The following is a 15,864-nucleotide window of genomic DNA, read 5'->3' as shown; positions in this document are numbered from 1 at the left end:
TACTGTAAAGTAAATAAATGGTGATTAAACAAGCTGAGCAGATAATGGACACAAGATTGTTGGCTTGTGCGGCCTCTGTTCAGCGGACCCTGATGGGGGAAGTGGCTCATGCTGGCACGTTTTTTTGTTATCCGACCTGTTTTTTCCGCAGTGATGGCTATCTCAATCATGGCCGCAGGAACGCTTGCGCTGTTTCTGTTACCCGTTGAGCAGTATCCCGATATTGCTCCTCCGGGCGTGAATATCACAGCGAACTACCCAGGGGCATCTGCACAGACCGTTGAGGACAGCATCACCCAGGTTCTGGAACAACAGATCAAAGGGATTGACGGGCTGCTCTATTTCTCATCAAGCAGCAGTTCTGCTGGCCAGGCCCGAATCAGCCTCAGCTTTAATCAGGGGGTAAACCCCGATATGGCACAGGTCCAGGTACAAAACGCGGTCAACCAGGCGATAACACGCCTGCCGCCGGAAGTGCAGCAGCAAGGAATTACCGTGACCAAATCGCAGGGGGATAGCCTGATGGTGGTCGCGCTTTATGATGAAACCCGGCAGCTAAGCAGTCTGGATATTAACGATTTTCTCATTAGCACATTGCAGGATCCTCTCAGTCGGGTTGATGGCGTTGGCGAAACCACCGTTTTTGGCGCGCAATATGCGATGCGCATCTGGTTGGATCCTTACAAGCTCACCAGTTATGGGTTGATGCCATCTGATATCCGGGCTGCTATTGAAGCTCAGAACGCCCAGGTCACCGGGGGCGAGATAGGCTCATTGCCTGCAGTAGAGGGGCAATATCTCAATGCGACCGTGATGGCGCAGTCGCGACTTGAAACGGTCAAACAATTTGAAAACATTGTCGTTCGTATTAATGGTGATGGTTCTGTCATCTATTTACGTGATGTTGCCCGCATAGAGTTGGGGGCAGAAAATTATCAGAACCAGACGACTCTCAACGGCTATCCGGCCGCCGGGATTTCCATTCAGTTAGCTTCAGGGGCGAATGCCCTGGCGACAGCTGAAAATGTTCGCGCTGAAGTGGAGCGTCTCAGTGTACAGTTTCCGCAAGGGGTGATCAGCGCTTACCCGCGTGACAGTACGCCGTTCGTGACCGTTTCCATTGAAGGCGTGGTATGGACGTTAATTGAAGCGATCATCCTTGTGATTGTGGTGATGTATCTGTTTTTGCAAAACTGGCGCGCCACATTTATTCCTGCGATCACTGTACCGGTCGTCCTGCTCGGTACGTTCGGCATTTTAAGTGTCCTGGGCTACAACATGAATACTCTGACTCTTTTTGCCATGGTGCTGGCGATTGGTCTGTTAGTCGATGACGCTATCGTGGTTGTCGAAAATGTTGAGCGAGTGATGGCCGAAAAAGATATGACGCCTAAGGAAGCGACATTGCATTCAATGAGGGAAATCACCAGTGCGCTGATTGGTATCGCACTGGTGTTAGCTGCCGTTTTTGTTCCAATGGCTTTTTTTGGCGGTTCAGTGGGAATAATTTACCGTCAGTTCACCATAACCATTGCGGCGGCAATGGCACTTTCCGCGCTGGTGGCATTAACATTGACGCCGACCCTTTGTGCTCATTTGCTGAAAAAAGAGCAGCCGAAGAAAGGGGCCTTTTTTATCTGCTTTAACCAGGGGGTGGAAAAGAGCCAGCAGCGTTATTTAGCCACGCTGCGACGGATAGTTTCGCGCCCCTTACGTTCATGCATTATGGCGACGTTACTGGTGCTGTTTATGGTGTGGGAATATCAACGATTGCCGACAGGTTTTCTTCCTGATGAGGATCAGGGGGCGGTGATGATTCAGTTTGCGCTCCCTACCGGATCGCCACTGTCTATGACCCAACGCGTGGGTGATTCCATTACCGATTATTTTCTGACGCAAGAGAAAGATAATCTCAGTGTTATCTTCATGGTCACGGGGCGCAATAATGCGGGTAGCGGCCAAAATGTCGGAATGGCTTTTGCGGAATTAAAGCACTGGGACAGGCGAAGCGGGGAACAGAATAGTGCCAGAGCGATCATTTCCCGTGCGAACCAATACTTCAAAACGGTACCTCTGGCATCAATTAACGCGATGTCCCCACCGACGGTCCGCGGGCTTGGACAGTCCAGCGGATTTGAAATGTGGCTTCAGGATCAATCGGCCAGCGGATATGAGGCGCTGTTGCAGGCGCAGCAGGCGCTTTTACGCAAGGCCAGTGTCAGTGAACATCTCACTGCGGTCAGAATTAACAGCCTGGAAGAAAAGGCACAGCTACAGGTTGCAATTGACCCACTGAAAGCCGGTGCGCAAGGCGTTGTTCACGCTGATATCAATGAAACGCTTTCCGCTGCCCTGGGGGGCGTTTATATCAATGATTTTATCGATCGTGGACGTGTTAAAAGGGTGTATATGCAGGGGGATGCCGAGTGGCGGGCAAACCCTGAGAATCTTGCCGCCTGGTTTGTGAAAGGCGCGAGTGGCAATATGGCCTCTATCGCGAGTTTCGCGTCATTCAGATGGACAACGGGTCCACAGATGCTGCAACGTTTTAACGGTTTGCCCGCGGTTCAATTTCAGGGGAATGCCGCAGCAGGCACCAGCTCCGGTCATGCGATGGACGTGATGGCAGAGAAGGTAGAGGAAATGCCCGGTCTGGGTTTGCAATGGAGTGGTTTGTCGTATCAAGAAAAAGCGTCGTCCGCGCAGACTCTCTGGATGTACATGGCGTCACTCATCTTTATTTTTCTCTGTCTTGCCGCTTTGTATGAAAGCTGGTCAATTCCACTGGCTGTCATGTTGATAATCCCACTGGGAATTCTGGGGGCGGTGACTGCCTCAATGCTCGTCGGATTCAATAACGATATTTATTTCCAGGTTGGCGTATTGACCACCATGGGATTGTCGGCAAAAAACGCGATTTTGATTGTCGAGTTTGCTCAGTCGCGTATCGCCGACGGTCTTGATATCACACAAGCGGCGTATGAGGGCGCAAGGTTACGTTTGCGTCCCATTATCATGACCTCACTGGCATTTGTGGCAGGCGTTATCCCTCTGGTACTCTCTACCGGGGCGGGCGCAGCCAGCCGAATAGAGATCGGTACCGCCGTCATTGGGGGAATGCTTTCAGGTACGGTATTAACGCTGCTTTTTGTGCCGCTGTTTTTCATCCTTATTCGACAAGGGTTACGGTATCTGAAGACGTAAGATTTCATCGATAAATCATTAAGGACAGTTTTAATGGCAAATCAACGTGGGCGTCCGATGAAAGCGCGCCCTCGCATTTTACAGGCTGCTTGCGATCTTTTTCTTGAACAGGGACTTGATGTGTCGTTAGACACCATCGTCGCCACTGCCGGGATCTCCAGGCCTACACTGTATAGCCATTTCCCAGGGGGGAAAGACGCGCTGCTGGTTGAAGCGTTTTCCTTTCTCAATGACAGGATGCAGCCGCCGCTCCAGCAGATGATGACGGATAACGCGGACTGTCTGCCAGCATTACTACTCGGCTTCGCGAAAGTGGTACAAGAACACTTCTATGCCCCTGAGCATATCCATTTCCAGCGTTTGTTAATTCAGGTTCTGGTACAGAAACCGGAGCTTTACGCCACGCTTAAGCAGCGTCCAACAGGACGCGTATTACAGGCGCTGGCAGAGATACTGAAGCGATATCAGGAGCAGGGGAGAATACAGCTTGATAACCCGACACTTCAGGCGACCGCCTTTCTCGGTGCGGTAATGGGATACCCATTACCAGCCGCATTGATTGATCAACAACCAATGGATAGCCGTGTGCTGGAGCAACTTGCGCACTCGGCGGTTCAAACCTTTCTTACCGCCTGGCGCTACCATTAAAAAAGGGCTCAGTGGATGAGCCCTTTTTCATTAACTTGATGAATCCAAAACAATCAGTTCAGACGAACGGGCATCCCTGAACGGTTCTGAACCGCCTGTTCCACCACGCTCTGGTCAACATCAGGCTGGTTAGTGATGTTCTGAATGCTCTTCGACAGCGTGATCGGTACGATTTCGCCGCCTTCAAACTGCGCTTCGGTGGTCGACAGCGGGTTGTGAACCTCGATGTAACGACTGCCATCTGGCTCCGTCGTTGCTTTTACCGGCTCATCGATAAACTGTACGCGCGTTCCAACAGGCACATTCTGGAACAGGAATTTGATGTCTTCGTTACGCAGACGCACACAGCCGTGGCTCACGCGCAGGCCGATACCGAAGTTCGCGTTAGTACCGTGAATGGCGTACAGACGGCCAATGTACAGGGCGTACAGACCCATCGGGTTATCCGGACCGGCAGGCACGACAGCGGGCAGCGGTTCGCCTGCGGCACGATATTCAGCGTGCATTTTCGCCGTTGGCGTCCAGGTCGGGCCGGCTTTCTTACGTTCTACTTTGGTGGTCCAGTTGATTGGCGTGTCTTTACCTAACTGGCCGATACCGATTGGCAGGACGATCACGGTATTGGTGCCTTTCGGGTAGTAGTACAAACGCATTTCCGCACTGTTGATCACAATGCCTTCATGCACGGTGTCCGGCAGAATCAACTGCTGCGGAATGTTCAGCACGGTGCCGCCTTTCGGCAGGAAGGTATCCACGCCCGGGTTGGCTTCCAGCATGTTGGAAAGCCCCATCTGGTATTCAGCAGCAAAATACTCCAGCGGCTGCGAGTTACCTTCCGGGATGGTGATGACCTGATTCTGACCAATGACGCGACTACCATCCGTTGGCAGAGGATAGGTGACAGCGGATGCGGTACTGCAAAAGCCGACTACCGCGAGTGCTGCCGCGAAAAACGTTGTTAATTTCATATTCATGTTATGCGAGATTCATTGCCTGGCAGGCTGTTGGGTTGAGAATTCTGTAGTGTTGGGAGCGCATTATATGTGCATTCCTGTTAACAGGGAATTCAGATGTGTACGAAATCACATTTTTTTCCTGTTCCCCCAGTGTAGTCGTTTGCTACAGGGCGCGATCTTATTTAAGACTTGTGGCATAATATGAGGTTTGTCACATATTCTTTAGGATACGTCCGTGTTAGTTTCCAGCAACGTCACCATGCAGTTCGGCAGTAAGCCGCTGTTCGAAAACATTTCCGTCAAATTTGGCGGCGGCAACCGTTACGGCCTGATTGGCGCTAACGGTAGCGGTAAATCCACCTTCATGAAAATTCTCGGCGGCGACCTCGAACCGACGCTGGGTAACGTTTCTCTCGATCCCAACGAGCGTATCGGTAAGCTGCGCCAGGATCAGTTCGCTTTTGAAGAGTTCACGGTGCTCGACACGGTCATCATGGGCCACGGTGAGCTGTGGGAAGTGAAGCAAGAACGCGATCGCATCTATGCGTTACCGGAGATGAGCGAAGAAGATGGCTACAAAGTGGCCGATCTGGAAGTGAAATACGGCGAGATGGACGGTTACTCTGCTGAAGCGCGCGCCGGTGAACTGCTGCTCGGCGTGGGGATTCCGGTAGAGCAACACTACGGCCCGATGAGCGAAGTTGCCCCTGGCTGGAAGCTTCGTGTACTGCTGGCGCAGGCACTGTTTTCCAATCCGGATATTCTGCTGCTTGACGAACCGACCAACAACCTGGACATCGATACCATCCGTTGGCTGGAGCAGGTGCTGAACGAACGTGACAGCACCATGATCATCATTTCGCACGACCGTCACTTCCTGAACATGGTGTGTACGCACATGGCGGATCTTGACTACGGCGAACTGCGTATTTATCCGGGCAACTACGACGAATACATGACCGCCGCGACGCAGGCGCGCGAACGTCTGCTGGCGGATAACGCCAAGAAAAAAGCGCAGATTGCCGACCTGCAATCCTTTGTCAGCCGTTTTAGCGCTAACGCCTCTAAATCTCGTCAGGCGACGTCTCGCGCCCGTCAGATTGATAAAATCAAACTCGACGAAGTGAAGGCGTCCAGCCGTCAGAACCCGTTCATCCGCTTCGAGCAGGACAAGAAACTGTTCCGTAACGCGCTGGAAGTGGAAGCGCTCAGCAAAGGCTTTGATAACGGCCCGTTGTTCAAAGGGGTCAACCTGCTGCTGGAAGTCGGTGAAAAGCTGGCGGTACTGGGAACCAACGGCGTGGGTAAATCGACGCTGCTGAAAACGCTGGTGGGCGATCTGGACGCCGATAGCGGTACGGTGAAATGGTCTGAAAACGCGCGCATTGGCTACTACGCGCAGGATCACGAATATGAGTTTGAAAACGATCTGACGGTCTTCGACTGGATGAGCCAGTGGAAGCAAGAAGGCGATGACGAACAGGCGGTGCGCAGCATCCTCGGTCGTCTGCTGTTCAGCCAGGACGACATCAAAAAGCCGGCGAAGGTACTTTCGGGTGGTGAAAAGGGTCGTATGCTGTTCGGTAAGCTGATGATGCAGAAGCCAAACATTCTGGTGATGGACGAACCGACCAACCACCTTGATATGGAATCCATCGAATCGCTGAACATGGCCCTGGAGATGTATCAGGGAACCCTGATCTTCGTTTCTCACGACCGTGAATTCGTGAGTTCACTGGCAACCCGCGTGCTGGAGATAACCCCCGATCGCGTGGTGGACTTCAGCGGTAACTACGAAGATTATCTGCGCAGTAAAGGCATTGACGGCTAATTTCCCCATTGCCTTTCATGTGACAGGTGTGTTGACCACACCTGTCACGATTTAGCGTTACGCCATCCCCAGCGCGCGCTTGCCGTGGATATTCAAATCCGCCAGCGTAAAGCGTCCTTCCCAGTCTGTTTCGTAATCCTCACGCGGGAAATCGCCTGGCGAAGCCCCTTTTTCCAGCGCCGCTTTTACTTTGTGCGCATAGGCCAGATTCTTCTCGCACAGGGGAGCGGCGGGAATGTACATCACATTTCCCCATCCCTGCTGATTGTCGACCGGCGCCACGGAGTGAATCACATCGCAATGCCACCAGACGGAATCGCCGGCTTCCAGTGGCGGAATGCTGGTGAGCGCCTCAATCAACAGGGGATGCCACTGTTCGGATATTGGCAGCACCCGGCCCGGCGACACGCCACACAGTTCGTCTTCCGGGACATCATCCATCAGCGGACGTAACAGCACATACGCCATGGCTTCCGGAATGGGCACGACATGCAGCAAGCCCTGACCGGGCAGCATATCCGACAGCGCGGTCCAGCCCTGGAAGGTGCGGAACACCGAACATTTGGTGGTGTTATCCACGGTATACTCTTCCACCTCGGTGCGATGAGCGGCATGCCACGGATCGTATTTCGCCAGATTACCGTTAAAGACACTGGCGAAAACGCGCTGATACGCCGGCAGCAACCAGCGCTCCAGTGCGCCGGAATCGGTGTGCGCACCCAGCCCTTTTGAGGTGGTGCCCGGCGGACGGCGGCGGATCCTGTCCGGGTAGATCACGCTCACATCCGGGTTAAACCACTGCTTGCCCTCGCTTTCAAAGGTCCACAGACGGTTGAGGAACGATTGCACGTTCGCCATCTCCTCACTCTGCCGCGCCTGCATTTGCGCCTGCGACCAGTAGATCGGATAGATCTCCGGACGGGAGGCGCTGAGGGTGCCAAAAAAGTTATCGCCAGGCCCTTTATACACCTCGTCAAAGCGGTTGCGGTCCAGATAGTCCAGCATCGACCGATCCCAGGCCAGCGCCCGCTCGCGCGGGAAGTGACCTTTGATAACCGCACAGCCGCAGCGTTTGATCTGTTCACGCTGCTGCGCTGCGATCGTGCCAGCGTTGATATCGGCATAGGACAGCTCAGGCCAGACCGGCGCGCCCTGTGCTTTGAGCGCGTTGATTTCCGCCACGCGGGTGGCAATGGCATCGCTAATCTGGCCGAAGATTTGATCAACGTCGCCAAGCTGCGCCCGCAGTTCCTGCTTCATCTGACGGATAGCCGCTTTGTGATCGACCGGTAATGTGTCGCTTGTGAAGGTAAAAGCCATAACCACCTCGCATAACTTTCATTCGAAACTTATTTAACTTACAGTTGATAATGTAAGTTATAAAAAAGTTAATGCAAGTTTAAATGTTTGCTGGTGAGATCGTCGCGCCATTTGTCCAGGACAACGCATACCAGAGGTCTGATGATTGGATTGTGGCGCCCGACGGCGCCATAAAGGGCAGGGGAACAGCTTACTTCGCGGCAGTCGCTGAGCTGACTAACTTTTGGTGCAACTTTTTCCAGACTTCAATATAGGATTCCGTCATGTTACTGAGCGTTAATTCCGGATGATTTACGCTCTGGCGAAACACCTGGTTATCCTGATCGCGCCAGAGTTGTTCAGTATGTGAGAGATAGTGGACGATGCGCTGCTGTAGCGCGGCAACGGTAGGTTCGCAGGCGTAATCAGAAGGCATGTATGCATCCATACCCAGTCCTGGCGTCGCGATCAGTGCGCAGTTTGAGAGCAAGGCTTCCAGTCCGACAATACCGAAACTCTCCTGAATGCTGGGGAAGACCACAATGTCAGTTTCCGCAAAAGCCCGTTTTTTTTCCTCACCCTGAACAAATGTCAGACCTTTAAAGCCTTCTTTTTCCATGTAGTCAGGGATCTTCTCTGGCCCATAAACCCTGGCCTCAACCCGGTTGCGATAGGCTTCTGGCAGCGTATTGATCGACTCACGAAAAATCTGGAAGTTTTTCACAATATCGGTGAATCGCCCAAAGAAGCTGATGACCACTTTACCTTGCGGATGGCGGATTTTTTTTTCCGGGTAATCGGCGAAATCGACACCGATAGGGAAGATATCGGGGGGGACAATATCGGCGGAGACATGCTGAATAATTGAACGGTGCGCCCAGTCGCTGTGAAGCACTACCGCGCCACTCTGACGTACCGCGATTCGCTGTTCCCAGTAATGCTGCATACCTTTCTGGGTTCGGGTCAGATAGTGCTGCATGCCGATATAGCTGGAATGGAGCGTGAATTGCACTCTGTGTAACTCAAAGTAAAACGGTAACAGAGGTGAGTTTTCGTGCACTGAGATAATATCGGGCTTGAACTCATTGAGTATGGGCTGAATTTTTTGCGCGGTACTCCATGCCACATTCAGGCTCAGTGATTCCAGGGAGGAGTCAAAAGGCAATGTAGGTTCAACGGCAATCTCATAATCAGCCAGTGTTGACGCCCGGGTTTTCTGATTGTTCAGGTATAACACCCTGAAGGGGTAGCGACGGCGCGTTAATTCCTGCCAGAAATGCTGATTGAAAAAACCCAGGCCACTGAACAGCACATCAGGGGCTTCGGTGGTGACAATTAAAACGCGTGGTTGCATGACCATTCCTGTTATCAAATGCGTTTGGTATAAATCGTCAGGGAGGCAGACGGACAATATTATCCGTCTGCCAGGGCCCTGCTACTGGCTAGAAACGGTATTTGATCCCTATCATTGCCTGAGTATCACTGTAACCACTGTTCCCTATTTGCTGCGTCACGTTACCCCACATATCCAGTTGTCGGGAGAGTTGTCCCTCAACCCCGATTTTGGCTTCACCAATATTGCGGGTGCCGGCAATTTCATTGCCCTGGCCATTGATACTGGCCCCAAAATCACGGGTGTTATGGATCCAGTTTGCTTCGATGAAGGGTTGGAACTCGCGATTTTTGCCCTTGTCTACCGTGCTGTGTCCTTGCAGATAGGCACGGACACCCAATCGACTTTGAAGATTACCATCGCCCTCGAATGAGACACGTGAACCGCCGCTGCTTTGGCGTTCAGTATGATCGCTGGATCTGACGCCCATCCAGATAAGCTGGGCTTTAGGCTGGATGTAATATCCCACTGCATCCGTTTCTCTGCTGCCTAATTCAAAAGTATAACCCGCTTCTACCGAGGCGGTAATGCCGCGAGATTTATACTTCTCGGACGCCAGCTGATCGCCTTTCACTTCGTTATCAAACCAGTTGTAGAGCGCCCAACTGTCGACATAGCTACCGGTTTTTTTCTCATCGTTGGCATACCAGGTTCCGTATAAACCCGCGCTATAGCCTTTGACCGAGCCTTTGGATTGATAGTGTGAGTATCTGGATTCGGTATTGTTACTTTGCCGGGCGTAGCCCGCCATGATACCCAGATGCCAGCGATCCCGTTGATCGGAACTCCACTGCGCAATGTCACCGCCAATTTGCGCGACATAGCGATTTCCCTGGTTTTTAAACTGACCAGAACTGTCCTGAGAGCGGTTATGCCCACCGACCTGACGAAGCCACAGGCTGGTTGTCTGTTCCCCGGTTAACGCATCGGTATACTGCGCTTCACCGAGGCGATCGTGAAGACGTGTCTGGAAGAGGGTATTGGCGGCCATGTGGTTAACCATATAGCTGCCGATTTCCGGACGTTGCACGGGTTCAGGATCCTGGGGATCCGGCGTGACCGAAGGCAGTTCGGAGCGCAAGTACCAGTCGCCGTCCTGAACGCTGAGACTATTTTTGTGTAAATAGTATTCATATGCTCCTCCGACAATACGCCCGCTCTGCGTGAACACCCCTGATGAATCGCCATTGACCTCAATGACTTTAATGCCTTCACGGGTTTGTGCCCCGGTGCCACCGAGATTATTGATGGACAGCACGCTTTGGCCTGACGTTGAGCCGTTAATAATGAGCTGGTCGGTCAGTGAGTTATCGTCACCCAGAACCGTATCAAGCGCAATAACGCCGCCGTCTCCGACATAATCCCCGTTAAGGGTAAAGCGATCGCCAGCGACATTATTGGTTAACTGCAGGCTACCCTGATTTCGAAACGTCGCCAGGTTATCAAATAACGCATGATTGGCTGTCCCGTCCGGGCGCGCGGTGAGGGAAATTACGCCACGGTTGACAAGTTCCGTTGTGCCTCCGCCAAAATCACTGGTCGCTACAGGCGCGACGGTATCCCGGATACCGTCGCGATCCGAATCAAACCACTGCCGCACGTTCCAGACACCCGTAGCGTCGTTAATCACCGTATCCCGACCGCTGGAGAGGCGTACGACGCCCGTCATGGCCCCTGCGTTAATGATGCGGGTTTCTGCTCCGCTATAATGAGTACTGTCTAGCGGCAAATTGGGCATGGCGGGATCGCGCAAATAAAAACCGTCAAAACCTGCCACGTCGATTGCCACATCGGATAGCGCGCCAAGCGTGGCACCTTGATCGATTTGCACAGTGGACTGCGTTCCCCCCGTGGTTTTGATACCCGCGCCTTCGCTCCCCCCCTCGACAACGCTGTCGGCCTTCAGGTGAACATCAAACACGCCCTGCGGATCGACAATGATGTAACCGCCGCTGGACCAGGTATATTCAGGCGGGGTGCTTTCTATGCGAATGGCATCACCGACCTGGGAACGAATCACGCCTGAGCTGGTAATCCGCGATTCCAGCGCCTGCGAATAGATAGCTGCGGTATCTTTACTCGCGCTGTTGTTAACGATCTGGCTTCCGGACTGCTGAAGAACTGAACCAATAGCTAACAGCCCGCCGGATGCGCCGGCCAGATAAATCCCAGCGTGCTGCGTATCCCGGATATTGGTTTTATCAAAAATTATGCCACCAGAAGGGCCCGTAATCGGTGCAAGCGGATCCGCCGCATCGTTGTCGGTTACCTTACCGGTATAGATGTTTCCCGATGTGCTGACTTCTATTTCATCAAGAGCAAGGGGATTGCCTTGGGCCTGTATCCCATTCTGAGCGGCCGTGAGCGTCTTACCCGCGTCCAGAGAGATGACGACCTTATCAGACTGCATCCCGTTCTGAGCGTTGAATGAGTAGGCAGGGTATGGGGTAGGGTTGTCGATATCTGCATGAATATCAATATTCAGTTGGTTACCGTTTTGTACGCAACTCACTCCAGCTTGAAGTGCCAGGTTATTACAGTCATCTGCGTAAGCAGAGTGGGCTGCCAATAAAATGGCGCTAGCGAGAAAAGTTTTATTAAAATTTCCCGAAAGAAACGTGAAATTCCTGGCCTGGTGTAATTTCAGAGTGTAATCCATGTTAACTTGTCCATAATGATTAAATTATAATAAAAAATTTAACATTTAATAAGTGGGGCAAACAAAGGTTTCTGTTTGTCAATTAATAGTCTAAATGATTTGTGTGTGTATGAAAATAAAATAGACATCACTTTAATTGCGTTGTGATTGTTTTGTATGTTTATCAATGAGTTAATAATGAATTTTTTTGGCTTACGGTGATATTGGTTATCCGTAAAAATATAAAGCTATCTATTGCTGTAAAGTAGTTGCCAGAGGTCGAGTGTTATAAAAGAAACCTGTTGCGATGCTAATCCAAAAGAATTAAGAATTTTACCAGCCTGAAGATATCTATATAAAGGAATAACAAAAAAACTTTCCATTATTATTATCAAAAATCCTAATATTAATAATAATAATCTGAATGCGGCATCCGGATTAAAATATTCTCCAGTCGCCGCATTCAGGCATTACACGTTGAAGGGGGCCGTGTTATCCAGCACAGCCTGGATCACGTTCAGCGCACCCTGATGGTTATTGTCATCCGTCTGATAGCGGGAGAGCGCTTTGATACTGTCGGTGGCATTCGCCATGGCGAAAGAGTAGTGCGCCATTTTCAACATTTCTGCATCGTTGCCGCTGTCGCCAATGGCGACCACCTCCTTCGGTGAAAGGTTCCAGCGTTTCAACAACCGGCTGATGCCATTGGCTTTGTGGAGCCCCGGAATGATCAGATCGATAAAGCCGAAACCGCTGGTCACAGGTTTCATAATGCCGTCCAGCGCCGTATGCAGCTTGTCGATAACCAACGGGATCTGCTGATCCGGCAGATTCAGAGAGAACTTAAACAGCACGTCGTCGATGTCGTGATAGTCCTTCACCGGCTTCAGGCGGTGATAGTGCTTTGCCATGAGCGCAACAAAGGACGCCGGGGCGTGTTCACTGACGTAAGCGCTTTGCAGACCGCAGGCGACAAAGTTGAGCTGTTTATCCTTGAGCAGTTCGCCGATCACGCTCCGTGATTCATGACGGGTAAGTTCGCCGTGAAAAAGCTGTTGGCCATGCTCAAACACCAGCGCGCCGTTTTCGGCAACGAAAGAGATCTCGTCTTTGAGTTCGGGGAAGAAAGAGATGAGCTGAAAGTACTGATTGCCGCTGGCGACGACAAACTCGATGTTGCGTTTCTTTAGCTCGTGGTACTGCGCCATAAAACGTGCGTGATCGTACTTTTTGGCGTCATTGAGAAAAGTTCCGTCCATATCAGTGACGATAACTTTTACGGTCATACATTTCTCTCCAGAATATTACTGTGGCTAGCAACATTCTAATAACAATGTGACCTAAAGCACAAATTTAATTTCGAATGAAAGCAAAAGCGCCGGATGGCGGCTGCGCCTTATCCGGCCTACGGAGAGAGGCTTGTGGGCCCGGTAAGCGTTAGCGCCACCGGGCCATGGGGATTACAACATATGTTCGGTACGGGCGATGATATCGTCCTGCGCGTCCGGTGAAAGCGCGGTGAAGAAGGCGGAATAACCGGCTACGCGGACCACCAGATCACGATACTGGTCCGGATGCTTTTTCGCGTCCAGCAGGGTTTCGCGCGAGACGATGTTGTACTGAATGTGCCAGCCTTTGTGCTCTTCAAAGAAAGTTCGCAACAGGATCATCAGTTTCTGCTTGTCGGACTCGTTCTCAAGCGTGGCCGGGTTCAGCTTCTGGTTCAACAGCACGCCGCCCAGAATCGAACCGGTAGGCAGCTTGCCGACGGAGCCAATCACCGCCGTGGGACCAAGATGGTCGGTACCGGATGCCGGGCTTGCCCCTTCAGCCAGCGGGGTATGGGCTTTACGACCATCAGGCGTCGCCATGGTCGCTGCGCCGAACGGCACGTTTGCCGAGATAGACGACGTACCCGCGTAGTAATTACCGCCGACCGGGCCGCGTCCATAACGCGGGTTATGGTATTGCTTCAGTTCATCGATATAGGTCTGATAAGCACGGGCCAACAGGGTATCGACGGAGTCATCATCGTTGCCATACTTCGGCGCGCCGTTGATTAAACGCTGGCGCAACTGCTCGTGGGTCAGGCCGTCAAAATCATCTGCCAGTGCAGCCGCCAGCTGTTGCTGACCGATTGCCCCCTGTTCAAAGACCAGTTTTTTCACCGCGGCCAGGCTGTTGCCGAGGTTCGCGATACCGACCTGCAGGCCGGATACCCAGTCATACTTCGCCCCGCCTTGCTTAATGCTCTTTGCCCGCTCGATGCAGTCATCCACCAGCGCCGAGCAGAGGATATCGTGCACGTTCTCTTCCAGCATGGTATCGACCACATACTCGATCTCAATCGATTTGCGCGTGTAGTAGCGGATCTGGGTATCCCACGCCGCCATCACCTCGTCGAAATTGTTGAAGTTACCGGCGGAGAGCGCTTTTTCCTGTGGCAGGAAAACTTTCCCGCTGGTGGCGTCCCGACCACCTTCCAGCGCAGCCAGCATCACGCGGGCAAAGTTGATAAAGCTCATGCCGGTGCAGCGGTAGCCCCACTTGCCGCCCACGGCGGTTTCGATGCAGCCAATCGCCGCGTAATCGTAGGCGTCCTGCGGCTCAATACCGAGCTTAATGAATTCCGGGATCACGATTTCATCGTTGTTAAAGGCTGGCATACCAAAGCCGCAGCGGATCACCTGTACGCAGGCGTCGAGGAAATCATTGCTCATCCCGGCGTGATAACGCACGCTGAGGTTAGGCTGGGTGGAGCGCAGACGCCCACAGGATTCGAGGATCGCGTAGGAGAGCGGATTGACCGCATCCATCGGCTGACCGTTGACCAGGTTTTGTCCGCCAATGGTAACGTTCTGATACAGCGGGCTGCCTGCGGAGGCTTTAGAGTGCGAGCCGGAGCGGATTTTGTTCACTTCCAGCAGTTTCAGCCAGCAGCTGTGCAGCAGCTCAATGGCGTGTTCGCGGTCCAGCGACTGGTTCAGTTCCACATCGCGGCGGTAGTACGGATAAAGATACTGGTCCATGCGCCCGAACGACACCGAGTGACCGTTGGACTCAATTTGCAGAATCAACTGGATGAAGTAGCACAGCTGCAGCGCTTGCCAGAAAGTCTGCGGCGGCTGGTGAGCGATAAGATCGCAGTTTTCCGCCATCGCCAGCAGCTCGTTACGGCGGCTGACGCGTGTCTCTTCGCTCGCCATTTTACGCGCCAGTTCGGCGAAGCGGGCGATGTGATCGCTGACGGCAATCAGCACAATATCAATAGCTTTCAGGAATTGCTCGCCATGCAGATCGTCGAGAACGGTCAGGTTAATGCGTGAACGGCGCTCCGCGACTTTTGCCCGCAGGCCGTCAATGCCTTTTTCCAGTAGCAGCGGGAAGTTGACCGCCAGGTGCGCGTCACCGGAGGTCATGTTGCCTTCGGCTTTGATAATACCGGTTTCCAGCAACCCTTTTTGCTCATCGGTAAACATGCCGTAGCAGCGATCCTGAACGGTTTGGCCGCGCCACCACGGACAAACGCTATGCAACACGCGTTTGTTCTCTTCACTGACCGCAAAACCCGCACCCGGTCTGTCCGCCAGGGCGTCTATCTCTTTTTCAATCCACGAGACGGTGTATTCCGGGAAGATCGGCGCGGCGCGCACTTCGCTCGCCTGGTTGCCGACGATCAGCTCGTCGTGTTTGATCCAAATGGTCCGCTCTGCCAGATGATGCGCCAGCGCCAGCGCGCGGCGTACCGGAATCGGTTTGTCCAGATGCTGCTGGTACATTTCGGTGTAATGCTGCGCGCGTTCGGTACAGACCGGCGGTTTGACGATGTGCACCAGCGCGGTTTTGTGCGCTTTGATTCGGTCGCTGAGCGTATCCAGTTTCAGTTGGGTCATGA

Annotated in this window: 9 protein-coding genes; 3 read left to right on the top strand and 6 right to left on the bottom strand. The window is 52.7% G+C overall.

Features of this window, described 5'->3' with window-relative positions:
* The first annotated feature begins 108 nt into the window (after nucleotides 1–108).
* Both GBC03_21490 and GBC03_21485 read left to right on the top strand, forming a co-directional pair.
* Nucleotides 109–3,204: a multidrug efflux RND transporter permease subunit gene (locus GBC03_21490; protein QFS72593.1), complete on the top strand. Its 3,096-nt coding sequence runs from the start codon at nucleotides 109–111 to the stop codon at nucleotides 3,202–3,204.
* Between the two features lie 33 nt (nucleotides 3,205–3,237).
* The gene (locus GBC03_21485; protein ID QFS72592.1) at nucleotides 3,238–3,852 is read left to right on the top strand and encodes a TetR family transcriptional regulator; all 615 of its coding nucleotides are present in this window, start codon (nucleotides 3,238–3,240) and stop codon (nucleotides 3,850–3,852) included.
* A 53-nt stretch (nucleotides 3,853–3,905) separates the two neighbouring features.
* Here the strand turns inward: GBC03_21485 and ldtB are convergent, their stop codons facing one another.
* Nucleotides 3,906–4,826, bottom strand: a complete 921-nt coding sequence (gene ldtB / locus GBC03_21480) for a L,D-transpeptidase (protein QFS72591.1) — start codon at nucleotides 4,824–4,826, stop codon at nucleotides 3,906–3,908.
* 217 nt (nucleotides 4,827–5,043) lie between these two features.
* On the opposite strand from ldtB, the gene GBC03_21475 reads away from it, so the two are divergent.
* A complete protein-coding gene (locus GBC03_21475; GenBank protein ID QFS72590.1) occupies nucleotides 5,044–6,639 on the top strand; it encodes an ABC-F family ATPase in 1,596 nt (531 codons plus the stop codon).
* Between the two features lie 57 nt (nucleotides 6,640–6,696).
* On the opposite strand, the gene GBC03_21470 is transcribed toward GBC03_21475, so the two are convergent.
* The 5 genes from GBC03_21470 to GBC03_21450 form a co-directional block, all read right to left on the bottom strand.
* Nucleotides 6,697–7,959, bottom strand: a complete 1,263-nt coding sequence (locus GBC03_21470) for a DUF1479 family protein (GenBank protein QFS72589.1) — start codon at nucleotides 7,957–7,959, stop codon at nucleotides 6,697–6,699.
* Nucleotides 7,960–8,149: 190 nt separating this feature from the next.
* Entirely contained in the window at nucleotides 8,150–9,298 is a 1,149-nt protein-coding gene (locus tag GBC03_21465) for a glycosyltransferase (GenBank protein QFS72588.1), read from the bottom strand.
* Nucleotides 9,299–9,380: 82 nt separating this feature from the next.
* Nucleotides 9,381–11,741, bottom strand: a complete 2,361-nt coding sequence (locus GBC03_21460) for an autotransporter outer membrane beta-barrel domain-containing protein (protein ID QFS74097.1) — start codon at nucleotides 11,739–11,741, stop codon at nucleotides 9,381–9,383.
* A 698-nt stretch (nucleotides 11,742–12,439) separates the two neighbouring features.
* Nucleotides 12,440–13,255 carry a Cof-type HAD-IIB family hydrolase gene (locus GBC03_21455; GenBank protein ID QFS72587.1) on the bottom strand — a complete coding sequence of 272 codons (816 nt, stop codon included), beginning with the start codon at nucleotides 13,253–13,255 and terminating at the stop codon, nucleotides 12,440–12,442.
* Nucleotides 13,256–13,429: 174 nt separating this feature from the next.
* The gene (locus tag GBC03_21450; GenBank protein QFS72586.1) at nucleotides 13,430–15,862 is read right to left on the bottom strand and encodes a formate C-acetyltransferase/glycerol dehydratase family glycyl radical enzyme; all 2,433 of its coding nucleotides are present in this window, start codon (nucleotides 15,860–15,862) and stop codon (nucleotides 13,430–13,432) included.
* Nucleotides 15,863–15,864 lie beyond the last annotated feature (2 nt).

The sequence above is a fragment of the Citrobacter telavivensis genome, from assembly GCA_009363175.1.
GTDB lineage: Bacteria > Pseudomonadota > Gammaproteobacteria > Enterobacterales > Enterobacteriaceae > Citrobacter_A > Citrobacter_A telavivensis.
The sequence above is the reverse complement of the archived record's forward strand: the minus strand, read 5'-3'. Positions and strand labels throughout refer to the sequence as shown.

What these genes read in the sequence shown, in the direction of transcription:
- GBC03_21490 (QFS72593.1), top strand. Translation starts at nt 109, where the DNA reads ATGCTGGCACGTTTTTTTGTTATCCGACCTGTTTTTTCCGCAGTGATG.
- GBC03_21485 (QFS72592.1), top strand. Translation starts at nt 3,238, where the DNA reads ATGGCAAATCAACGTGGGCGTCCGATGAAAGCGCGCCCTCGCATTTTA.
- ldtB (QFS72591.1), bottom strand. Translation starts at nt 4,826, where the DNA reads ATGAATATGAAATTAACAACGTTTTTCGCGGCAGCACTCGCGGTAGTC.
- GBC03_21470 (QFS72589.1), bottom strand. Translation starts at nt 7,959, where the DNA reads ATGGCTTTTACCTTCACAAGCGACACATTACCGGTCGATCACAAAGCG.
- GBC03_21465 (QFS72588.1), bottom strand. Translation starts at nt 9,298, where the DNA reads ATGGTCATGCAACCACGCGTTTTAATTGTCACCACCGAAGCCCCTGAT.
- GBC03_21460 (QFS74097.1), bottom strand. Translation starts at nt 11,741, where the DNA reads ATGCAGTCTGATAAGGTCGTCATCTCTCTGGACGCGGGTAAGACGCTC.
- GBC03_21455 (QFS72587.1), bottom strand. Translation starts at nt 13,255, where the DNA reads ATGACCGTAAAAGTTATCGTCACTGATATGGACGGAACTTTTCTCAAT.
- GBC03_21450 (QFS72586.1), bottom strand. Translation starts at nt 15,862, where the DNA reads ATGACCCAACTGAAACTGGATACGCTCAGCGACCGAATCAAAGCGCAC.